The 19,879-nt window shown below is 66.3% G+C and carries 25 protein-coding genes; 15 read left to right on the forward strand and 10 right to left on the reverse strand.

All coding sequences use genetic code 11. From position 1 onward, the window contains the following. The first annotated feature begins 326 nt into the window (after positions 1–326). Complete coding sequence (locus IV112_RS10680) at positions 327–1,127, forward strand: S1 family peptidase (protein ID WP_304003472.1); 801 nt, start codon at positions 327–329, stop codon at positions 1,125–1,127. A gap of 62 nt (positions 1,128–1,189) precedes the next feature. Here IV112_RS10680 and IV112_RS10685 read toward each other — a convergent pair whose 3' ends face one another. The 8 genes from IV112_RS10685 to IV112_RS10720 all read right to left on the reverse strand — a co-directional run bounded on the left by IV112_RS10685 (position 1,190) and on the right by IV112_RS10720 (position 8,643). After that, positions 1,190–3,406: a sodium-translocating pyrophosphatase gene (locus IV112_RS10685; RefSeq protein ID WP_304003473.1), complete on the reverse strand. Its 2,217-nt coding sequence runs from the start codon at positions 3,404–3,406 to the stop codon at positions 1,190–1,192. Positions 3,407–3,579: 173 nt separating this feature from the next. Continuing rightward, positions 3,580–4,836 (reverse strand): 6-phosphofructokinase, encoded by a 1,257-nt coding sequence (locus IV112_RS10690; protein WP_304003474.1) that lies wholly within the window; start codon positions 4,834–4,836, stop codon positions 3,580–3,582. A 5-nt stretch (positions 4,837–4,841) separates the two neighbouring features. Further along, the gene (adk, locus tag IV112_RS10695; protein WP_019918558.1) at positions 4,842–5,495 is read right to left on the reverse strand and encodes an adenylate kinase; all 654 of its coding nucleotides are present in this window, start codon (positions 5,493–5,495) and stop codon (positions 4,842–4,844) included. 122 nt (positions 5,496–5,617) lie between these two features. Then, positions 5,618–6,382, reverse strand: a complete 765-nt coding sequence (gene kdsB / locus IV112_RS10700; protein ID WP_304003475.1) for a 3-deoxy-manno-octulosonate cytidylyltransferase — start codon at positions 6,380–6,382, stop codon at positions 5,618–5,620. Between the two features lie 17 nt (positions 6,383–6,399). Beyond that, positions 6,400–6,609 (reverse strand): Trm112 family protein, encoded by a 210-nt coding sequence (locus tag IV112_RS10705; protein WP_020164379.1) that lies wholly within the window; start codon positions 6,607–6,609, stop codon positions 6,400–6,402. Next, positions 6,590–7,597, reverse strand: coding sequence for a tetraacyldisaccharide 4'-kinase (lpxK, locus tag IV112_RS10710; RefSeq protein ID WP_304003476.1), 1,008 nt, complete (start codon positions 7,595–7,597; stop codon positions 6,590–6,592). Before lpxK ends, IV112_RS10705 begins: the two co-directional genes overlap by 20 nt. After that, the gene (locus IV112_RS10715; protein ID WP_304003477.1) at positions 7,594–8,022 is read right to left on the reverse strand and encodes an ExbD/TolR family protein; all 429 of its coding nucleotides are present in this window, start codon (positions 8,020–8,022) and stop codon (positions 7,594–7,596) included. The genes lpxK and IV112_RS10715 overlap by 4 nt, the downstream gene beginning before the upstream one ends. Before the next feature lie 9 nt (positions 8,023–8,031). Continuing rightward, the gene (locus tag IV112_RS10720) at positions 8,032–8,643 is read right to left on the reverse strand and encodes a MotA/TolQ/ExbB proton channel family protein (protein WP_024300488.1); all 612 of its coding nucleotides are present in this window, start codon (positions 8,641–8,643) and stop codon (positions 8,032–8,034) included. Between the two features lie 240 nt (positions 8,644–8,883). On the opposite strand from IV112_RS10720, the gene xseA reads away from it, so the two are divergent. The 4 genes from xseA (at position 8,884) to IV112_RS10740 (ending at position 12,618) form a co-directional block, all read left to right on the forward strand. Next, positions 8,884–10,242: an exodeoxyribonuclease VII large subunit gene (gene xseA, locus IV112_RS10725; protein ID WP_304003479.1), complete on the forward strand. Its 1,359-nt coding sequence runs from the start codon at positions 8,884–8,886 to the stop codon at positions 10,240–10,242. A gap of 75 nt (positions 10,243–10,317) precedes the next feature. Continuing rightward, on the forward strand, positions 10,318–10,905 hold the full coding sequence (locus IV112_RS10730) for a superoxide dismutase (RefSeq protein WP_304003481.1): 588 nt from the start codon (positions 10,318–10,320) through the stop codon (positions 10,903–10,905). 160 nt (positions 10,906–11,065) lie between these two features. Next, positions 11,066–11,455: a 4a-hydroxytetrahydrobiopterin dehydratase gene (locus IV112_RS10735; protein ID WP_304003482.1), complete on the forward strand. Its 390-nt coding sequence runs from the start codon at positions 11,066–11,068 to the stop codon at positions 11,453–11,455. An 8-nt stretch (positions 11,456–11,463) separates the two neighbouring features. Continuing rightward, entirely contained in the window at positions 11,464–12,618 is a 1,155-nt protein-coding gene (locus tag IV112_RS10740) for a GNAT family N-acetyltransferase (protein WP_304003483.1), read from the forward strand. A gap of 7 nt (positions 12,619–12,625) precedes the next feature. Here IV112_RS10740 and ppa read toward each other — a convergent pair whose 3' ends face one another. Together ppa and dmeF are read right to left on the reverse strand one after the other, a co-directional pair. Then, a complete protein-coding gene (gene ppa, locus IV112_RS10745) occupies positions 12,626–13,174 on the reverse strand; it encodes an inorganic diphosphatase (RefSeq protein ID WP_304003484.1) in 549 nt (182 codons plus the stop codon). A 27-nt stretch (positions 13,175–13,201) separates the two neighbouring features. Further along, positions 13,202–14,203 (reverse strand): CDF family Co(II)/Ni(II) efflux transporter DmeF, encoded by a 1,002-nt coding sequence (gene dmeF / locus IV112_RS10750; RefSeq protein ID WP_304003486.1) that lies wholly within the window; start codon positions 14,201–14,203, stop codon positions 13,202–13,204. 130 nt (positions 14,204–14,333) lie between these two features. On the opposite strand from dmeF, the gene hemP reads away from it, so the two are divergent. From hemP to IV112_RS10800, 10 genes are all read left to right on the forward strand, one after another. After that, the gene (gene hemP, locus IV112_RS10755) at positions 14,334–14,519 is read left to right on the forward strand and encodes a hemin uptake protein HemP (protein ID WP_157256670.1); all 186 of its coding nucleotides are present in this window, start codon (positions 14,334–14,336) and stop codon (positions 14,517–14,519) included. Between the two features lie 4 nt (positions 14,520–14,523). Then, positions 14,524–14,739, forward strand: a complete 216-nt coding sequence (locus IV112_RS10760) for a (2Fe-2S)-binding protein (protein WP_304003487.1) — start codon at positions 14,524–14,526, stop codon at positions 14,737–14,739. 95 nt (positions 14,740–14,834) lie between these two features. After that, positions 14,835–15,314, forward strand: coding sequence for a bacterioferritin (gene bfr, locus IV112_RS10765; protein ID WP_019918572.1), 480 nt, complete (start codon positions 14,835–14,837; stop codon positions 15,312–15,314). An 86-nt stretch (positions 15,315–15,400) separates the two neighbouring features. Further along, positions 15,401–15,595: a hypothetical protein gene (locus IV112_RS10770; RefSeq protein WP_304003488.1), complete on the forward strand. Its 195-nt coding sequence runs from the start codon at positions 15,401–15,403 to the stop codon at positions 15,593–15,595. A gap of 63 nt (positions 15,596–15,658) precedes the next feature. Further along, on the forward strand, positions 15,659–16,465 hold the full coding sequence (locus tag IV112_RS10775) for an energy transducer TonB (protein ID WP_304003490.1): 807 nt from the start codon (positions 15,659–15,661) through the stop codon (positions 16,463–16,465). 76 nt (positions 16,466–16,541) lie between these two features. Next, entirely contained in the window at positions 16,542–17,312 is a 771-nt protein-coding gene (locus tag IV112_RS10780) for a MotA/TolQ/ExbB proton channel family protein (RefSeq protein WP_020164367.1), read from the forward strand. A 14-nt stretch (positions 17,313–17,326) separates the two neighbouring features. Then, entirely contained in the window at positions 17,327–17,746 is a 420-nt protein-coding gene (locus IV112_RS10785) for an ExbD/TolR family protein (RefSeq protein ID WP_019918576.1), read from the forward strand. A gap of 249 nt (positions 17,747–17,995) precedes the next feature. Then, the gene (locus IV112_RS10790; RefSeq protein WP_019918577.1) at positions 17,996–18,241 is read left to right on the forward strand and encodes a hypothetical protein; all 246 of its coding nucleotides are present in this window, start codon (positions 17,996–17,998) and stop codon (positions 18,239–18,241) included. A gap of 21 nt (positions 18,242–18,262) precedes the next feature. Beyond that, the gene (gene rpsD, locus IV112_RS10795) at positions 18,263–18,877 is read left to right on the forward strand and encodes a 30S ribosomal protein S4 (protein WP_019918578.1); all 615 of its coding nucleotides are present in this window, start codon (positions 18,263–18,265) and stop codon (positions 18,875–18,877) included. Between the two features lie 200 nt (positions 18,878–19,077). Beyond that, complete coding sequence (locus IV112_RS10800) at positions 19,078–19,830, forward strand: PEP-CTERM sorting domain-containing protein (RefSeq protein ID WP_304003491.1); 753 nt, start codon at positions 19,078–19,080, stop codon at positions 19,828–19,830. Positions 19,831–19,879 lie beyond the last annotated feature (49 nt).

Here is a 19,879-nt window from a genome sequence, read left to right on the forward strand (position 1 = left end):
TCCACATTCCGGCCATCCGGACGTCGCGTCGTCGTACGCCCGATCCGCGACGATCTCCCGCATCGGGGCCACAGTCTTTTGTTGCAACGCAACATCGGGAAGCTTTCCCGATGCGGGTTTCCACGTCGTCGTGCCCGCAACAGGACCGTCCCCCGCGTCCACCGCAGTGCCTGAAGCGCCCTTTCACCGCGGCGCTGGCACGCTTCTCGCTGATACCGCTCGTCAGCTGACACACCTACAACCTCATACATACACAGCCATGTTCCGTTAGTCAGTTCATCGCCACCGGGTCCAGCCAGGATCCGGAAGCCAGCAAGGAGATCGTCATGCGTGCCCTTGGATTGCTGTTTCTGCTCACCGTCGCTCAGGCTTCACACGCCAGTGCCGAGCGATACATCCAGTTGTCGATGCACGTGGTGAAGGTCCTGGCGGCGAACGCCGACGGACGCATCAACACCGGCACCGGCGTGCAGATCGACGACACGCATGTGATCACCAACTGCCACGTGGTCGGCATCGCAACGAACGTGATCGTGGCGCGCGGCAGCAGCGGCGTGCCGGCGCAGGCCAGTTCGGTCGATCCGCGCCACGACCTGTGCGTGATGACGACGCCGCACGCGATGGGCCGACCGGTGGACATGGCCACCTCGCGCACGCTGAAGGTGGGCGACACCGTGCATGCGGTCGGCTTCTCCGGCGGCAAGGCGCTGTCGATGAGTGACGGCCAGGTGACCGCACTGCACGAGATGGATGGCGCGCTGGTGATCGAAACCGACGCCTCCTTCCAGCAGGGTGCATCCGGCGGTGCGCTGTTCGACACCGACGGCCGCCTGGTCGGCGTGCTCACCTTCTTCATTCCGGGCATGAAGCGTCACTTCGCGGTGCCGGTGGAATGGGTGCACAGCGGCAATGCGGCAAGCGAACTGCCGCTCCGCGACGCGACCCCGCCGTTCTGGGCCGCCGCCGACGAGGACAAGCCCTACTTCCTGCGCGCCATCCAGCACGAGAACGACGGCGACTGGGGCCGCCTGCAGGCGGTGGCGAAGGAGTGGGTGGAAGCCGAACCGAACAACAGCGCCGCGATCAAGGCCGCGGTGCGCGCCAGCCAGCTGCCGCCGCTGCGCTGAACGACAGGCAAAGAAAAGCCGGCCCCGCGGGGCCGGCTTTTTTTCGTCCCTGCACAGAGGCCTTATCGGGTCTGCGTCAGTTGTTGCACCTGAGGCTGCAACTGAGCTTGCGCCTGAGACAGCTGCACCACCTGCTCCACCTGTATCGGCTGAGCGGTCGGCTGTACCGGCGCCGAAGCGTGTGTCGCCCCGGTGGCTGACGGCAGCAGCGGCACGATGAGCAGCGCCACGATGTTGATGATCTTGATCAGCGGATTCACCGCCGGGCCGGCCGTGTCCTTGTACGGGTCGCCGACCGTGTCACCGGTCACCGCCGCCTTGTGCGCCTCCGAGCCCTTGCCGCCGAAGTGACCGTCCTCGATGTACTTCTTCGCGTTGTCCCAGGCGCCACCGCCGGTGGTCATCGAGATCGCGACGAAGAGGCCGGTCACGATGGTACCCATCAGCACACCGCCCAGCGCCTGCACGCCGGCTTCAGACCCCATCAGGAAAGCCATGCCGAAAGCCACGACGACGGGCACCAGCACCGGAAGCAAGGACGGAATCATCATTTCCTTGATCGCCGCCACGGTCAGCATGTCGACCGCGCGCGAATAGTCCGGCTTGGCGGTGCCTTCCATGATGCCGGGGATCTCCTTGAACTGGCGACGGACCTCGACCACCACGGCGCCGGCGGAACGGCCGACCGCTTCCATCGCCATGGCGCCGAACAGGTAGGGAATCAGGCCGCCGATGAACAGGCCGATGATGACCGCCGGGTTGGCCAGATCGAAAGCCACGCTGTGGCCGACCGCTTCCAGTGCGTGCGTGTAGTCGGCGAACAGCACCAGCGCGGCCAAGCCGGCCGAACCGATGGCGTAACCCTTGGTCACCGCCTTGGTCGTGTTACCGACGGCGTCGAGCGGATCGGTCACCGCGCGCACCGAGTCCGGCAGCTCCGACATTTCGGCGATGCCGCCGGCGTTGTCGGTGATCGGGCCGTAGGCGTCGAGCGCGACGATGATGCCGGACATGCTGAGCATCGAAGTCGCCGCGATGGCGATGCCGTACAGGCCGCCCAGCGTGTAGGCCGCCCAGATCGCCGCGCACACCGCCAGCACCGGCCAGGCGCACGACTTCATCGACACGCCGAGGCCGGCGATGATGTTGGTGCCGTGACCGGTTGTCGAGGCCTCCGCGATGTGCTTGACCGGCGGGAAGTCGGTGCCGGTGTAGTACTCGGTGATCACCACCATCAGGCCGGTCAGCACGAGACCGACGACCGCCGCCCCATACAGCCGGATCTGCGCACCGTCGTAGATGCCCATCGCCGCATTCAGCGCGTCGTCCGGCATCAGCATCGTGGTCAGCGGGTAGAAGGCGATCAGCGCCAGCACACCGGCGACGATGAGGCCGCGGTAGAGGCCGTTCATGATCTTCTGACCCGGCTTGGTCTTCACGAACATGCAGCCGATGATGGAGGCGATGATGGAGAAGCCGCCCAGCGCCAGCGGGTAGATCACCGCCGCCTCGGCATTCGACTTCAGCATCAGCGCACCGAGCAGCATGGTCGCCACCGTCGTCACCGCGTAGGTTTCGAACAGGTCGGCCGCCATGCCGGCGCAGTCGCCGACGTTGTCACCGACGTTGTCGGCAATCACCGCCGGGTTGCGCGGATCGTCTTCCGGAATGCCCGCTTCGACCTTGCCTACCAGGTCGGCACCGACGTCGGCACCCTTGGTGAAGATGCCGCCGCCCAGACGGGCGAAGATCGAAATCAGCGAGGAACCGAAACCCAGGCCGATCAGCGGATGGATGATCTGGTCTATGGTCGCGTCATGTGCCGCCGCCCCCTTCAGGATGGCGTAGTAGCCTGCCACCCCCAGCAGGCCCAGACCGACCACCAGCATGCCCGTGATGGCGCCACCACGGAAGGCGACGTCGAAGGCTTCGGAAATGCCCTTGCGCGCGGCTTCCGCCGTACGCACGTTGGCGCGGACCGACACGTTCATGCCGATGTAGCCAGCAGCACCGGACAGCACCGCACCGATGACGAAACCGGCCGCGGTGGACATGCCCAGGGTGACGGCGAGGAGGATGGTCAGGATGACACCGACGATGGCGATCGTGCGGTACTGACGGTTGAGATAGGCCTTTGCCCCTTCCTGCACGGCGTCGGCAATTTCCCGCATTCGGGGGTTGCCGGAAGGTTGGGCAAGGATCCACTTGCTGGATACGGCGCCATACACGATGGCCACCACTGCGCACACGAGTGCGAACCACAGACCGAACGACGACATCACCCCTCCTCTTGTTTTGACTGCGTGCAACGAAAGGGCGGCGCCGTGACCCCGCCCCGGAAGCAGCGAGCAACCTTGTGGGTTGCCGGACACGCGCCCCTGCGGCGCATGTCCTGGTATGTCATCCGCACGCCGGGGAGCGTGCGGCTACAAGCGGTGCGTCTTCGACCCGGTCAGCCCGAGAACGGCGGCAGCGTGCGCGGCACGCTCTCGTTCTTCAGGCTGACATAGGCCGGCAGTCCATTCACGTAGGGCGGATAGTCCTCACCCTCGATCAGGGGCTGCAGGTATTTCCGGCAGGCCTCGGTGATGCCGAAGCCGTCGTCGGAAATGAAATGCCTGGGCATCATCTTCTCGCGGTTCGCAACGTCCTGCAGTTGCGCCACGTCAATCTTCCATGCATAGGGCGTATCGGACACGCGCACGATGGCGGGCATGACCGCGTTGCGGCCCTCGATCGCCAGTTCGACCGCGCGCCGACCGAGCGCGTAGGCCTGCTGCGCGTCGGTGCCGGAGGCGATGTGGCGACCGCTGCGCTGCAGATAGTCCGGCAGCGCCCAGTGATACTTGTGGCCGAGCTTCGCCTTGATCAGTTCGGCGACCTGCTGGCCGACCCCGCCCAGCTGGGCGTGGCCAAATGCGTCGCGCGTGCCCGACTCGGCCAGCAGCTTGCCGTCGGCGCCACGCAGGCCCTCGGACACCGCGATGGCGCAGAAGTCGTGCTCACGTACGCAGGCGTCGACGCGCGCCAGGAAGGCCGCCTCGTCGAACGGAATTTCGGGGAACAGCAGGATGTGCGGTGCCTCGGCCGGCGTGCGCGCGGCGAGGCCCGCAGCGGCAGTGATCCAGCCGGCGTGGCGGCCCATCACTTCCATCACGAAGATCTTGGTGGACGTGCGCGCCATCGACGCGACGTCCAGACCCGCCTCCATCATCGACACCGCAACATACTTCGCCACCGAGCCGAAGCCCGGGCAGTTGTCGGTCTCGACCAGATCGTTATCCACTGTCTTCGGAATGCCGACGCAGGTGAGCGGGTAGTGCAGCTTCTCGGCGATCTGCGACACCTTCCACGCCGTGTCCATCGAATCGTTGCCACCGTTGTAGAGGAAGTAACGGATGTCGTGCGCGCGGAATACCTCGATCAGCCGCTCGTACTGCGCGCGGCTCTCGTCGAGGCCTTTTAGCTTGTATCGGCAGGAACCGAAGGCGCCGCCCGGCGTGTGGCGCAGGGCGGCGATGGCTGCGTCGCTTTCCAGCGAGGTATCGATCAGGTCTTCGTGCAGCGCACCGAGGATGCCGTTGCGCCCGGCGAACACCTTGCCGATCACGTCGCCATGCTCACGCGCCGCCTGGATGACGCCGCAGGCGGTCGCGTTGATGACCGCCGTGACGCCACCGGACTGCGCGTAGAACAGGTTTGCAGCCATGCAGATCAGGCCAGCGCGTCGAAGGCGCGCTGTTTCACTTCGTCGACCGGACCGACGCCGGAAATGGCGCGGTACTTCGGTGCGCCCGGCTCGCCGCGCTGCGCCCAGCCGGAGTAGTACTCGACCAGCGGACGCGTCTGCGAGTGGTACACGTCGAGACGCTTGCGCACCACTTCCTCGCGGTCATCGTCACGCTGCACCAGCGGTTCGCCGGTCACGTCGTCGATGCCTTCGACCTTGGGCGGGTTGAACACCACGTGATAGGTGCGGCCCGACGCGATGTGGGCACGGCGGCCGCTCATGCGGGTGATGATGTCCTGGTCCGGCACCTGGATTTCGAGCACGAAGTCGATCGGCACGCCGGCCGCCTTCATCGCGTCGGCCTGCGGAATCGTGCGCGGAAAGCCGTCGAACATGTAGCCGGCCTTGCAGTCGTCTTCCTTCAGACGGTCCTTGACCAGATTGATGATGAGGTCGTCCGACACGAGGCCGCCGGCGTCCATCACCTTCTTCGCCTCGATGCCCAGCGGCGTGCCGGCCTTGACGGCGGCGCGCAGCATGTCACCGGTGGAAATCTGCGGGATGTTGAAGCGTTCCTTGATGAAGGTCGCCTGAGTGCCCTTGCCTGCGCCCGGCGGGCCCAGAAGTATGAGACGCATGTCCTCTCCTGATGTGAGTCTGTTTTTTGGATTCTGGTGGAACAGTGCGCGCGCCGCGGCAAACGCAATGCCAGCGGGCGCGACGTTACCGCCAACGGGAAGCGCGGTCAAACGGCAATGCGTCAGACCGTGCCGGTGGAAAACAGCGCGCGCACGCGCTCCAGATCGTCCGGCGTATCGACACCGGCGTGCGGCATCGGTACGTCGGCCACCACGCGGATGCGGTAGCCGTGCCACAGCGCGCGCAGTTGTTCGAGTGCTTCGACCTGCTCCATCGGTGCCGGATCGAGGCGCGCGTTGCGCTGCAGGAAACGCACGCGGTAGGCGTAGATGCCGATGTGGCGCTGCGCCCCCAGCGCGGCCGGCAGCGTATCGCGCGAGGTGGCGAAGTCATCACGCGCCCACGGAATCGGCGCGCGCGAGAAATACATTGCGCGGCCGTGGATGTCGCAGATCACCTTGACCACCGCCGGATTGAAGAAGTCGGCCGCCTGGGCGATGGCGCTGCTGGCGGTGGCGATCGACGACTCGGGGTCCTGATCGAGCGCGAGCGCGACCTGGCGGATCAGATCGGGATCGATCAGCGGCTCGTCGCCCTGCACGTTCACCACCACGGAAGCCGGCGACCAGCCCAGTTTCTCCGCCACCTCGGCGATGCGGTCGGTGCCGGTGGCGTGATCGCTGCGCGTCATCACCGCCTCGTAGCCGTGGGCGCGCACCGCATCGGCAATGGCTTCGTGGTCGGTGGCGATCACCAGCGCCTCGGCGCCGCTCTGCGCGGCGCGCTGCGCCACGCGCACCACCATCGGCAGACCACCGATGTCGAGCAGCGGCTTGCCCGGCAGCCGGGTCGATGCGTGGCGGGCGGGAATGACGACCTTGAACATGATGACCTCCCCGTCGCTCAGCCGTTGCGGCCAGCCGGCTCGCGCAGCGCGGCGACCTCTTCCTCGCTCATTTCACGTGCTTCGTCTTCGAGCATGACCGGAATGCCGTCGCGGATCGGATACGCCAGGCGGCTGGCCTTGCACTGCAGCTCGTTGCGTGCGCGGTCGAGCACCAGCGGCGCCTTGGTGACCGGGCAGACGAGAATTTCAAGAAGACGTGGATCCATGCTTCAACTCCGCTAGACGGGTCGCGATGTAACCCGCCAGATCAGGGTCGAGGTGTGCCTCGACCGGCAATACCCACATCGGGGTGTCCGACAATCCGTGACATTTTACCGCGTCCTTCTCCGTCAGCAGCAGCGCATCGCAGCCGGAGAAGGTGAGGTCCTGCGCCGAATACACGTGATGATCGGGAAACGGATGCGCGACGAACTCGAGCCCGAGCGCGCGCAGGTGATCGAAAAAGCGTGCCGGCTCACCGATACCGGCGATCGCATGCAGGCGCAGACCCGCCAGATCGGCCGCCGCCGCCTGCTGTTCCGGACGATCGAGCCGATAGAAGCGCGCGCCGTGCAGACCCATGCGGAAGGCGGTGCGGACACCCTCAGGCGGCGTCGGCAAGCCGTTCAGCACCACTGCATCGACCGTGCGCAGGCGAGCCGGCGGTTCGCGCAAGGGCCCTGCCGGCAGGTGGAAACCATTCATGACGCCGCGCCGATCGAGCACCGCGATTTCAACGTCGCGCGCCAGCGCGTAGTGCTGCAGACCGTCGTCGCACAGCACGAGGTCGCAATCGGGATGTGCCGCCAGCCCGGCCCGTGCGGCATCGGCACGACGGCGACCGACCCACACCGGCAGACCGCTGCGCCGCGCCAGCAGCACCGGTTCGTCCCCCGATTCGGTAACGTCGGCCCGGGCATCGACCTCATGCACGGCATCGGCGCGACCGCCGTAGCCGCGCGTGACGATGAGCGGGCGCCAGCCGCGCGCGGCGAGCGCGCGAGCGAGGTAGAGCGTGAGCGGCGTCTTGCCGGCGCCACCGGCGATGATGTTGCCGACGACGATCACCGGCACCGGCAGACGGTCGACACGCAGCAGTCCCGCGCGGAAAGCAGCGCGTCGCAACGCGGATACGAGGCGGAACAGCAGCGACAGCGGCCACAGCAGCCAGGCTGCGACGCCGCGGCTGCGCCACAGCGCGGGCGCGGTGCTCATCGGCCGCCGGACGCGTCGGACTGGGTGGCGAAGGAAATGCCGGCAATGCCGGCGCGCTGCGCGGCCTGCATCACGTCGATCGACGACTGCAGCCGCGCGTCCTTGTCGGACGAGATGATGACCACCGGCTCCTGCTTGCCCGACGCCGCCTTCGCCAGCGCCTCGGCCAGCGCATCGGCGTTGCCGGCCGCCACCGGCAGGCGATTGATCAGGATGTCGCCGCGCGCGGTGATGAGCACATTGATCTCGCGATCGGTTGCCTCCGCTTCCGGTGCTTCGGCACTGGGCAGCGTGATTTCGAGGCCGGCCGTTTTCGAGTAGGTGGTCGTCACCATCAGGAAGATGAGGATGACCAGCAGCACGTCGATCAGCGGGATCAGATTGATTTCGAGCTCTTCACGCCCGCGGCCGCGTCGGAAATTCATGAGGCGTCCTTACTTCGCGGCGCGCTCGCCGTGCACCACCTCGACCAGCTTGATCGCCTGCTGCTCCATATCGACGATGAAGTCGTCGACGCGACCGCGGAAGTAGCGGTGGAAAATCAGCGCCGGAATCGCCACCAGCAGACCGAAGCCGGTGTTGTACAGCGCGATCGAGATGCCGCTGGCCAGTTGCTGGGGATTGCTGCCGGTAGCGGTCTGCGAACCGAAGATTTCGATCATGCCGACCACGGTACCGAACAGGCCCATCAGCGGCGCCGCCGCGGCGATGGTGCCGAGCGTGGTCAGATAGCGTTCGAGATCATGCGTGACCGCGCGCCCCTCCTCCTCGATCGCCTCCTTCATCACTTCGCGCGAGCTGCGCACATTGCGCAGGCCGGCGGCCAGCACGCGGCCCAGCGGCGAGTGCGCGGCAACGCGGCGTATCATGTCGGCGTTCGGCTGACCGCCCTTCAGGTCAGTGGCGATGGATTCGAGCAGACCCGGCGGCACGACCTTGCTTCGACGCAGACTGGCCAGACGTTCGATGATCAGCGCGACGGCGATGACGGAGGCGGCTATCAGCGGCCAGATCGGCCAGCCGGCCGCGCGGATGATCTCAAACACGTAGAGCCCCTTCGTGAACAAGCGGCGAACTGTAGCTTGCAGGACGTGGGGCGGCAACCCTGCGACATCGCCAGCGATGCAGCCGACGAGGTTATCCACAGAAATTGTGGATAACTGTGTGGGTTTTGTCTGAGCGGCTTTGCTAACTCGCCTCGCGGTAAGCGTTTTCCTTACGCCGATCAAAAATTAAGCTTCCATGACAGCCGCGTCGGTCTCGCCGGCCGTCGCGAAAATCGATTCATGAATACAGTCAATGAAGACAGCAACGGCTCTGCCGCCATCGCCGTGTCGGAGCTCGCGCGACGCGCGCGTCTCGCGCTGGAGCGCCAGTTTCCGGTGCTCTGGGTCAGTGGCGAGCTGTCCGGTGTGACACGGGCCGCGTCAGGCCATCTTTACTTCTCGCTGAAGGACGAGGCGGCGCAGGTGCGTTGCGTCATGTTCCGCAGCCGCAGCCAGTTGCTGCCCTTCGAACCGAAGGCTGGCCTGCGGGTCGAGGTGCGCGCCCAGGTGTCTCTGTACGAGGCGCGCGGCGACTTCCAGCTGACCGTCGACGCGATGCGCCGCGCCGGTATCGGCGATCTGTACGAAGCCTTCCTCCGGCTGAAGGCGCAACTCGCGGCCGAAGGCCTGTTCGACGCGGCGCGCAAGCGGCCCCTGCCTGCCCTGCCCGCCCGGCTGGCCATCGTCACCTCACCGGGCGCGGCGGCACTGCGCGACGTGCTGGCGGCTCTGGCACGGCGTGCGCCGCATCTCGAAATCGTGCTGCTGCCCTGTCTGGTGCAGGGCGTCGACGCCCCGCGGCAGATCGCTACCGCGATCGGTCAGGCCGGCGGCGTCGACGCCGAGGTCGTGCTGCTGGTGCGCGGCGGCGGGTCCGCCGAGGACCTGGCAGCCTTCAACGACGAGCGTGTGGCGCGCGCCATCGCCGCCTGTCCGGTACCGGTGGTCAGCGGCGTCGGCCACGAAACGGATTTCTCGATTGCCGACTTCGTCGCCGATGTGCGCGCAGCGACGCCGACCGCAGCCGCCGAACTGGTCAGCGCCGGCCACGTCGAAGCGGCGGGCCGTCTGCGCACGCTGAGTGCCCGCCTTGCCCGGGCGCTGCGCAGCCGGCTCGATGCACACGGGCAGAAACTCGACGACCTCGCCGCCCGACTGCGGCCGCCTGCAAGGCAGATGGACATCGCACACGACAGGCTGCATGGCCTTTACGACAGGCTCCGTCGCGCCCATGCGACACAGCGGACACAGGCGCAGCGGCGTGCCGAAGCACTGGCGATGCGCCTGCGGCTCGCACGTCCGACGCAGGCGATGCGGCAGGCAACCCTGTCGCGGCTGGCAGAACAACTGCGCCACGCCATGCATGCCCGCCTGGATCACGCCCGCCAGCGCGCGCACCTCGGCGCGACGCAACTGGCTCAGCTCGATCCGACCGCAGTACTGGCACGCGGTTTTTCCATCGTGCGCGACACCGAGGGCCGCATTGTCCGGGACGCCGCCACGCTGATGCACAGGCAGCCGCTGCGAATAGACTTCGCTCGCGGCCACGCGGACGTCGAAGTCAGCCATTCATACCCGGATTCCGACGCCGCCGACTGACTCGCCTTGTGCTGACCGATGGCCGGCCATACACTCATGGACTTGGCTTTGAACCGACCGACTGGGAGAAAAAACATGGAACACACCCTGCCTCCGCTGCCCTACGCGCTCGACGCACTGGCACCGCACATTTCGCGTGAAACGCTGGAATTTCACTACGGCAAGCACCATCAGGCCTACGCCACCAACCTGAACAACCTGATCAAGGGCACCGAGTTCGAGAACCTCGACCTGGAAGCCATCGTCAAGAAGGCCCCGGCCGGCGGCGTGTTCAACAACTCGGCCCAGGTGTGGAACCACTCTTTCTTCTGGAACAGCATGAAGCCGGCTGGCGGCGGCGCCCCGAGCGGCGCACTGGCTTCCGCCATCGACGCCAAGTGGGGCAGCTTCGACGAATTCAAGAAGGCCTTCAAGGCCTCGGCCGTCGGCAACTTCGGCTCCGGCTGGACCTGGCTGGTGAAGAAGAGCGACGGTACGCTGGACATCGTCAACACCAGCGGCGCCGGCACCCCGCTGACCTCCGACGCCAAGCCGCTGCTGACCATCGACGTGTGGGAACACGCCTACTACATCGATTACCGCAACCGTCGCCCGGATTTCGTCGACACCTTCCTCGCCAGCCTGGCGAACTGGGACTTCGCCGCCGCGAATTTCGCGTCCTGAGCGACCGGCCGGGCCCTCGGGTCCGGCCGAATCCCCGCGCGCGCTGCACGGCCCGGCTCGTCTGGTGCATGCAGCGCGTTTTTCATTCCGGTCGACGCAACGCATGCGAGTTGCAATGGTCGGAGTGGCGTTACGAGTGGCGTTACTCAAGGAGACCGATATGTCGCAGTGGAGAAAAGCAGGCCCGAACGAAGCCTTCACGCCGGAGGAAATCGATGCCCGTCTGAAGGCCGAACTGCCGAAGTGGTACTACGAGGACGGCTGGATTCGCCGCAAGTACAAGACCAGCGGCTGGAAGGGCACGCTGATGGTGGTGAACACGGTCGGTCATCTGGCCGAGGCGGCCTTCCATCACCCGGACCTCGCCGTGTCCTATGCTTTCGTGATCGTCAAGCTGGTCAATCACGAAGCCAAGGGCGTGACTGAGCGCGACTTCCAGCTGGCGAAGAAGATCGAGGACGTGATCATGTGGCAACCGGGCGCGGAAGAAGGCAGCGCGCTGGCCGGCACTCCGGACGATCCGCGCTTCAAGTACATCAAGTACGACTGATCGCCGGCATGAAGCGCGACAGCCTGCGCATCGAGCGGCACGCGTCGATGGCGGCCATCGACGCGGCGCAGTGGGACGCGCTCACCGGCGGTCACGCCACGCTGTCGCACGCACTGCTCGACGCTTTCGAGACGTCCGGCTGCGTGTCGCCTGAGAGCGGCTGGCGCCCCGATCATCTCGCGCTGTACGACGGCGACTGCCTGGTTGCCGCCCTGCCCGGCTATCTGAAGTCGCACAGCTACGGCGAATACGTGTTCGACTGGGCCTGGGCCGAGGCGCTGGAGCGCAGCGGTCGCGAGTACTACCCCAAGCTGCTGTGCGCCGTGCCCTTCACCCCGGTTCCCGGCCCGAGACTGCTGGCGCAGGACACCGCCGCGCGCGCCGTGCTGCTCGACGCCTGGCTCGCGCACGCGCGCTCGCTCGGCGTGTCGTCGGCGCACCTGCTGTTTCCGGACGCCGCGGCACTGGCGGCGATCGACACGTCGAGGCTGCTGCTGCGTGAATCGGTACAGTTCCACTGGCACAACGCCGGCTACCGCAGCCACGACGAATTCCTCGCCACGCTGAGTGCCGACAAGCGCAAGAAGATCCGCCAGGAGCGTCGACGCGTGCGCGACGCCGGCGTCACGCTGCGGCGTATCGACGGCGCCGACATCAGCGACGCGGAACTGGCCCTGTTCGTCGCCTGCTACCGCAACACCTACCGCGTGCGCGGCCAGCGTCCCTATCTGAATGCCCGCTTCTTCGAACTGCTGCGGGAACGCACGCCGCAATCACTGATGCTGGTGATCGCTTCGCGTGACGGGCAGGACGTCGCCTGCGCGCTGAACCTGCGCGACGACACGCGGCTGTACGGGCGCTACTGGGGGGAGATGGAATACGTGCCCTGCCTGCATTTCGAAGCCTGTTACCACCAGGGCATCGAATACGCGATCGAACGCGGCCTGCAGGCTTTCGAGGGGGGTGCCCAGGGCGAGCACAAGATGGCGCGCGGTTTCACGCCGGTGCGCACCTGGTCGGCGCACTGGCTGCGCGACGAGGACTTTTCCGATGCGGTGGCGCGCTACCTCGAACGGGAGCGCGCCGGCATCGCACTGCACATCAACGAACTGGAGGAACGCACGCCCTACCGCACACGCGGCGGGGCGCCGGACTCGCCGTAGTTCGAACTCAGTAGTTCGGCTTCTCTTCGGCCTGCTGGTAGCGGTCGACGCCGGCCATGATTTCCTTCTTGGCTTCCTCGATGTCGGCCCAGCCCTGCACCTTGACGAACTTGCCCGGCTCGAGATCCTTGTAGTGCTCGAAGAAGTGCGAGATCTGGTCCAGCAGAATCTGCGGCAGGTCGCGCGGGCTCTGCACAGAGCGGTACATCGGGGTCAGCTTGTCCACCGGCACGGCCAGCAGCTTCGCATCCTCACCGGCCTCGTCGACCATCTTCAGCATGCCGATCGGACGGCAACGCACGACCACGCCCGGCGGCAGCGCGAACTGCGACATCACCAGCACATCGACCGGGTCGCCGTCGCCGGCGATGGTGTGCGGGATGTAGCCGTAGTTGCACGGATAGTGCATGGCGGTCGACATGAAGCGATCGACGAAGACGGCGCCCGACTCCTTGTCCACTTCGTACTTGACCGGGTCCGAATGCATCGGGATTTCGATCACAACGTTGAAATCGTTGGGCAGATCCTTGCCCGACGGAACTCGTTCCAGACCCATGTCTCGCTCCTTGTGAAAAGCCCGCGATTATAGCGATTGTTGCGCCGCACCAGAAGCGTCGTCGATCACCCTGAGGTCAAGCGTCACGTGCGCCAGCGTCTTCTCGCCGGCAAGACGAGCGCGCAGCGCCTCGGGGTCGAGCAGCGGCGAGGCAGCCACTGTCAGCGCCAGCGCATGGCGCCCCGGCGCCAGCAGCCACAGGTGAACGTCGAGCGGCCGGCCGCCCCAGTCATCGACATGACCGAGCACGGCATCGAACACGCTGCCCTCGACCTGGCGGTCCAGCAGCACGGTGGCGCTGTCGCGCGCCAGATGCCAGGCCCAGCGCAGGATGAGCAGTCCACCCAGCGCCGCCACCAGCGGATCGAGCCAAGCCAGGCCGGCCCACTTGCCTGCCACCAGCGCGCCGATCGCCGCGATCGAGGTGAGCGCATCGGCCACCACGTGCAGGTAGGCGGCGCGCAGATTGTGGTCGTCGTGCTCGCCCTGATGATGGGCATGATCGTCAGCGTGGTCGTGACCGTGAGCATGGCCGTGGTGCGCATGCCCGCCCTTGTCGTGCAGCAGCCATGCGCTGATCAGGTTGACCGCCAGACCGACCAGCGCCACCAGCAGCGCTTCGTCGTAGTGGATCGCGTGCGGCGCGCGCAGTCGCGACGCCGACTCGACGATCATGAACAGCGCTGCGCCGGCCAGCAGCAGGCTGGACGAGTAGCCGGCGAGATAGGACACCTTGCCCGGGCCGAAGCTGTAACGGGCGCTGCCGCGGTGAGCGCGCATATAGGTGTAGGCGAATGCACTGATCGCCATCGCCGCCACATGGGTCCCCATATGCCAGCCGTCGGCCAGCAGCGCCATCGAACCCGACAGGTAGCCGGTGACGATCTCGGCAACCATGGCCAGAGCGCTGAGCCACAGCACGCGGCTGACCGCCTGTTCGGCATGGTCCGGATGGGGAATGAAGTCCGGGTGATGAACCGGGCAGAACGGTGCGTCGGCCGGCATGTGATCAGGGGCGTTTCTGTCCATCCCGCGATTGTAGGGGCGGGCGTCACCGATCGTTGCACTTCGACGTGCGGGAAGCGCACATGCCGCGCTTGACACCGCCTCTCGCTTCTGTACTAATACGAACCATTCTCATTTCTATGCCCATTGGCGAATGACTCAATCCGCTCCCCCGTCGCAGGCACCGCAACCGGCACCGCAGAGCGCCGCTGCTCCGACGCCGCCTGCGCTCGATTCGAGCCAGTTGCTGGGCGGGCGCAAACAGGTCGCGATCAATCACGGCGGCGAGCTCTACTCGCTGCGGCTGACGCGCAATGGAAAACTCATCCTGACCAAATAGAGCCATGTACATCTGCTTGTGCGAACCGGTGACCGACCGGGACATCAAGGCCGCAGTGCATACCGGATGCCGCACCGTGCGCGACGTCGCCGGCCAGCTCGGCTGCTGCCGCGATTGCGGCCGTTGCGTGCGTGCCGCCAAGGAAGTGATCGACGCCGCCCGCGCCGAACTGCAGCCGATCCGTCTTCACCGGGCTCACGCGGAGGCCGCCGCGGCCTGATACCTCGCACAAACAGGTCGCCGCACTCGCCTTGCGACGGCCTAGAATTCGGTCAGGCGTCACCGTTGTGGCACCGCCTGACCAGGAGAAGTCTCATGAAAGGCGACAAGAAGGTTCTGCAGTACCTGAACAAGCAGCTGGTCAACGAACTGACTGCGATCAACCAGTACTTCCTGCATGCGCGCATGTACCGGAACTGGGGTCTGACCAAGCTCGGCGACCACGAGTATCACGAGTCGATCGAGGAAATGAAGCATGCGGACATGCTGATCGAACGCATCCTGCTGCTGGAAGGCCTGCCCAATCTGCAGGACCTGCACAAGTTGCTGATCGGCGAGAACGTGCCGGAAATGCTCGGCGCCGATCTGAAGATCGAACAGCAGTCGCACGCGACGCTGAAGGACGCGATCTCCTGTAGCGAGAGCGCGGGCGATTACGTTTCGCGCGACCTGTTCCGCAAGATCCTCGCCGACACCGAGGAACACATCGACTGGCTGGAAACCCAGCTGGACCTGATAGACAAGATGGGGCTGCAGAACTACACGCAGTCCGCAATGGGAGAACTCGGCAGCTGACGCACGCGGCGGTTTCCCGACGGAACTGCCATACCGGCCCGTCCGCGACGGGTCGGTGCCGCCCGGGCGCAGTCCGTACAACCGCCATGATTAGCCGCCACGCCGAACCCGCACCGCCGCGCACACCGTTGCTGCGCAGCGCACTGTCGGCACTGCTGAGTGTCGCCGCGCTGTGGCTGCTGACCGCCTTCCCGGCGACCCGCCTGTTTGATCAGCTCACGATCGCTCCCGCAGCATCCGCGCAGCCCACGCCCGCGCAGGCAGGCACACCGCATTCCTGAACTCACAGAACGCCGACGATCGATGCACGACTTCACGACCCACCCCTCCGTCGGAGCGGCCCGATGAGCAGCGCCGCATTCGTTCCATCCGAAGCCTCCTTCGTGCAGTCCCCGGGTGCCGCTCTGGCGCGCCCCGCCAGCCGCGTCCTTCGTCACGAGGCGGTTTCAGGCACACCGTCGGCGGGTCTTCCGCTGCGTGGCATGTCGCTCGCGGGCGCAGTGCTGCTGCACGCCGCCGCGCTGCTGTGGATCGTGCACAACCCCGCGGCGCTGGAAGCGCCGCCGATGGTGATGCAGGCGACACTGATCGCGCCCGAACCGCTGCCGATCGCCCCTCCGGAACCGCCCAAGGAAGAGAAACGGGTCGAGCCGGAGCAACCGAAGCCGGTGGTGAAGCCGGTCAAACCGGTGCGCAAGGAACAGCCGCTGCCGCAGATCGCGGCGGTGGCAGACGCACCGACCACCGCCACCGTTGCACCGCAACCGCCGGCGCCGCCGGAACCGGTCGCGATCGACGCGCCGCCTGTCAGCGAGCCGTCACCGGCGCCGGTCACCGCTGCGCCGGTGGTCGCGCCACCGCCGGTCACCCCGCCGAAGTTCAACGTTGCCTATCTGCAGAACCCGCGCCCGGCCTATCCGGCGATGTCCAAGCGCCTCGGTGAAGCCGGCCGCGTGATGCTGCGCGTGACGGTCGACGCGAATGGTCTGCCGACCAGTGTCGAAATCTCCAAGTCCAGTGGGTTTTCGCGGCTGGATGACGCCGCACTCGAAGCCGTGCGCAAATGGAAATTCGTTCCGGCACGCCGCGGTGACGAGGCGATCAGCGGCGGCCAGGCATTTGTACCCATCGACTTCGGTCTCAACTCGTGATTTGTTCCCGTCCGCGTCAGGCGTACACTGCGCGGCGGCCAACTTTTGCATCAGGCTTCCATCAGGAGAAATTTGAATGAATGAGTCCCTCGGCTTTGCGCACTTTCTGTCGAATGCAGACGGTGTCGCAACCACCATCCTCGTACTGATGGTGCTGGCCTCCATCGGTACGTGGTTCCTCATCGTGCTCAAGGGCATCGTGGCCTTCCGCCAGCGCCGCGCCAGCGGCACCTTCCTCGACCGTTTCTGGAACGCCTCCTCGCTGGAAGACGTGGCGCGCGACATGCGTTCGCACGGCGTGACCGATCCGTTCTCGCACCTGGTGCACGAAGGTTTCAGCGCGGTTGAAACCCTGCGCAGCGGCAATGCCGGCACGCGTGGCCTGATCGCCACCGGCAGCGCCGACGAATTCCTGACCCGCGCGCTGAAGCGCTCGATCGAACGCGACCGCAGCCGCATGGAATACGGCCAGACCTTCCTCGCCTCGGTTGCCTCCAGCGCGCCCTTCATCGGTCTGCTCGGCACCGTCTGGGGCATCTACCACGCACTGCTGGCCATCGGCATGTCGGGTCAGGGCACGCTGGACAAGGTGGCGGGCCCGGTCGGCGAGGCGCTGATCATGACCGCCATCGGTCTGGCAACCGCCATCCCGGCAGCACTTGCGTTCAACTTCTTTGCCCGCTCGACGCGCAACGTGATGGCCGAGCTGAACAGCTTCGCGCACGACGTGTTCGTGATGCTGTCGACCGGCGTCAAGGACAGCGGCTCGAACGATCCGAAGGCCACCGGTGACCGCGTGCTGTCGCTGGTCGAACGCGGCCGCGAAGCCGCGCGCAACGCGCACTGATCGGGAGCCCGGACATGGCATTTGCAAGTTTCGAGCAGGACGACGACGGGCCGATGGCGGAAATCAACATGATTCCGCTGATCGACGTCATGCTGGTGCTACTCATCATCTTCATGGTGACGGCCCCGCTGCTGACGCATGCGGTCAAGGTCGACCTGCCCAAGGAATCGACCAGCGCCAACACGCTGCCGCCGGAAAACATCCAGATCGCCATCGGCCCCGACGAACAGCTGTACTGGGCCGGCGAGAAGATCGACACCGATACGCTGAAAGCCAAGCTGCAGGAGGCAGCAGCGAAGGACAAGAACGCCGAGATCCAGCTGCGCGCCGACCAGAACGTGCCCTACCGTTCGGTGGCGCACGTGATGAGCGAGGCTGCCCGCCTCGGCCTCACCCGCATCGGTTTCGTCACCGATCCGTCGGCGGCGAAGTAGATCGGCGGCGTCCGCACGACGAAACGGCCACCCTGCGGGGTGGCCGTTTTTCTTTGCATCTGTCCGTGGACGATGCTTGACAGCCTTCCGCACCGATGATGTAATGCGAATCGTTCTCATCCAAAAAGAGAACGCGCGCCAGCCACCGTCTGCACTGCAGGTCCCCCGCAGACACCCGCCAGCTTCCCCGACAGCACCCGCGGCACCCGCGCCAAGCAGCCCAGGCGCCGCCCAGACGGAGGATGCAACATGACCCCGGAACACCAGCACGCCGGCGAAGCCAGCCCGAGCACGCTCGCCGCCGCCACGCTGTTCGTGATGACCCGCTTCGCCGAACGGCCCTGCCCGGAAGTGGCGCAGATGGTGATCCGCCATCTTGAAGTGGTGGCCGACGACGAACGCGCCGACCCGCTGATGCGCGAGGTCTGCGGCGCCCTGATCAACCGCTGGACGCTGCATACCGTCGGCGATTTGGCCGTGCGTGCCGCGCACTGAAACCTCTGCCCCGGAGCATCCATGTCCCGCTACACCGGCCCCCGCCTGCGCGTGCTGCGCGCACTCGGCACCGACCTCCCCGGCCTGACCCGCAAGACGGCCGAAAACCGCACTGCGCCACCGGGCCAGCACGGCAACCGCCCGAACCGCCGCAAGTCGGAGTTCGGCGCCCAGCTGATGGAAAAGCAGAAGCTGCGCTACAACTACGGCCTGACCGAAACCCAGTTGCGCGCCGTGTTCAAGGAAGCCGAACGTTCCAAGCTGCCGACCGGCGAAAAGCTGGTCGAACTGCTGGAACGCCGGCTCGACAACATCGTGTTCCGCGGTGGGCTGGCACCGACCATTCCGGCCGCTCGCCAGCTGGTTCGCCACCGTCACGTGCTGCTCAACGGCCGGCGGGTGAACATCCCGTCCATCCGCGTGCGCGTCGGCGACACCATCACGCTGACCGACAAGGGTCGCAAGGTGCAGAGCGTGGTCGATGCACTGCAGACGCCGGCGCTGGAACGTGCCGAATGGATCGCCTTCGACGAATCGGCGCTGAGCCTGCGTCTGGCCCACCTGCCGCCGGGTGACGCCACGCCTTTCGCATTCGAAGCACAGAAAGTGGTCGAGTTCTACGCCCTGCGCGTCTGACGCGCGGATTTCCTGCCGGCCTCCGGGCCGGCCCACCTGCCAGCCAGCCGGCAATCGCGGCCAGCCAGTCATGCAACGCACGGAGCATTCATGACCTGCCCGCATACCGCCCGGCGCCCCTCTTCCGATGCGGCGTCCTGTACGCGAGGCCTGTTCGCAGGCCGCGCACCCCATCGTCCGTTCATCGAGAGAGGTCACCCATGATCCATCATCGCCTGCGTCCGTTCGCGGCGCCGCTCCTCGCGGCCGCCTGCTTCGCACTCGCCGGTTCTGCCTACGCCAGCACCACCCACAGCGCCTTCGACGACATCGAGGATTCGATCGCCACCGACGGCTTCAACAACCTGACCGCAGCCCGCATCACCGCCACGCAACTGGCTGCCGGCATCGCGTCGAACAGCGAAACAGAAGGCGGCGCCGTGCTCAGACGCACCTCCGGCGGCGCCTATCCGGCCTCCTCGGGCCTGTACCAGTTCGCCGGCAACGGCTCGACCTTCGAAATGGTGGTCAGCGACGCGGTCGACGGCCTGACCAGCATCGTGTTCCAGACCTATATCAACGTGAGCACCGGCAGCAACGGCATCTACGGCGTGCTGGCGGCGAACAACCTGCCGCGCCTCAGCTTCAACGGCGGCGAGCAGTTCCTGCTCTCCAGCTCACAGGCGAGCGAGAACCTGGGCTACACCGATTTCTTCACCGGTGAGTTCGTCGCCTCCGACCCGAACAACCCGAACCACCTCACCTTCACCTGGAACCTGGCCAGCCTCGGCGTCACCGTGCCGGTAGACAGCTTCCGCATCACCTTCGCCACCGACAACCACGCGCAGTCGCTCGCCTTCCAGGTCGATCAGCTGGTGGCCGCACCGGTGCCGGAACCGCAGACCGCCGCATTGCTGCTCGGCGGCATGGCGGTGATCACGCTGGTCGCCCGCCGCCGCACGCGTCAGCACTGAGTCCGTTTCGCCGCATGCGGGCGGTGCCCTCGAGGGTGCCGCCCGCTTG

Origin of the sequence: Methyloversatilis discipulorum (genome assembly GCF_018780585.1) — a bacterium.
In the GTDB taxonomy this organism is placed as follows: Bacteria; Pseudomonadota; Gammaproteobacteria; order Burkholderiales; family Rhodocyclaceae; genus Methyloversatilis; species Methyloversatilis discipulorum_B.

Coding starts and splice junctions, on each gene's coding strand:
- IV112_RS10740 (WP_304003483.1), top strand. CDS start 11,464: ATGAAGCGCGACAGCCTGCGCATCGAGCGGCACGCGTCGATGGCGGCC.
- IV112_RS10800 (WP_304003491.1), top strand. CDS start 19,078: ATGATCCATCATCGCCTGCGTCCGTTCGCGGCGCCGCTCCTCGCGGCC.
- ppa (WP_304003484.1), bottom strand. CDS start 13,174: ATGGGTCTGGAACGAGTTCCGTCGGGCAAGGATCTGCCCAACGATTTC.
- dmeF (WP_304003486.1), bottom strand. CDS start 14,203: ATGGACAGAAACGCCCCTGATCACATGCCGGCCGACGCACCGTTCTGC.
- bfr (WP_019918572.1), top strand. CDS start 14,835: ATGAAAGGCGACAAGAAGGTTCTGCAGTACCTGAACAAGCAGCTGGTC.
- rpsD (WP_019918578.1), top strand. CDS start 18,263: ATGTCCCGCTACACCGGCCCCCGCCTGCGCGTGCTGCGCGCACTCGGC.
- IV112_RS10780 (WP_020164367.1), top strand. CDS start 16,542: ATGAATGAGTCCCTCGGCTTTGCGCACTTTCTGTCGAATGCAGACGGT.
- IV112_RS10730 (WP_304003481.1), top strand. CDS start 10,318: ATGGAACACACCCTGCCTCCGCTGCCCTACGCGCTCGACGCACTGGCA.
- lpxK (WP_304003476.1), bottom strand. CDS start 7,597: ATGAGCACCGCGCCCGCGCTGTGGCGCAGCCGCGGCGTCGCAGCCTGG.
- hemP (WP_157256670.1), top strand. CDS start 14,334: ATGACTCAATCCGCTCCCCCGTCGCAGGCACCGCAACCGGCACCGCAG.
- xseA (WP_304003479.1), top strand. CDS start 8,884: ATGAATACAGTCAATGAAGACAGCAACGGCTCTGCCGCCATCGCCGTG.
- IV112_RS10735 (WP_304003482.1), top strand. CDS start 11,066: ATGTCGCAGTGGAGAAAAGCAGGCCCGAACGAAGCCTTCACGCCGGAG.
- IV112_RS10760 (WP_304003487.1), top strand. CDS start 14,524: ATGTACATCTGCTTGTGCGAACCGGTGACCGACCGGGACATCAAGGCC.
- IV112_RS10685 (WP_304003473.1), bottom strand. CDS start 3,406: ATGTCGTCGTTCGGTCTGTGGTTCGCACTCGTGTGCGCAGTGGTGGCC.
- IV112_RS10770 (WP_304003488.1), top strand. CDS start 15,401: ATGATTAGCCGCCACGCCGAACCCGCACCGCCGCGCACACCGTTGCTG.
- kdsB (WP_304003475.1), bottom strand. CDS start 6,382: ATGTTCAAGGTCGTCATTCCCGCCCGCCACGCATCGACCCGGCTGCCG.
- IV112_RS10690 (WP_304003474.1), bottom strand. CDS start 4,836: ATGGCTGCAAACCTGTTCTACGCGCAGTCCGGTGGCGTCACGGCGGTC.
- IV112_RS10680 (WP_304003472.1), top strand. CDS start 327: ATGCGTGCCCTTGGATTGCTGTTTCTGCTCACCGTCGCTCAGGCTTCA.
- IV112_RS10790 (WP_019918577.1), top strand. CDS start 17,996: ATGACCCCGGAACACCAGCACGCCGGCGAAGCCAGCCCGAGCACGCTC.
- IV112_RS10785 (WP_019918576.1), top strand. CDS start 17,327: ATGGCATTTGCAAGTTTCGAGCAGGACGACGACGGGCCGATGGCGGAA.
- IV112_RS10705 (WP_020164379.1), bottom strand. CDS start 6,609: ATGGATCCACGTCTTCTTGAAATTCTCGTCTGCCCGGTCACCAAGGCG.
- IV112_RS10775 (WP_304003490.1), top strand. CDS start 15,659: ATGAGCAGCGCCGCATTCGTTCCATCCGAAGCCTCCTTCGTGCAGTCC.
- IV112_RS10715 (WP_304003477.1), bottom strand. CDS start 8,022: ATGAATTTCCGACGCGGCCGCGGGCGTGAAGAGCTCGAAATCAATCTG.
- adk (WP_019918558.1), bottom strand. CDS start 5,495: ATGCGTCTCATACTTCTGGGCCCGCCGGGCGCAGGCAAGGGCACTCAG.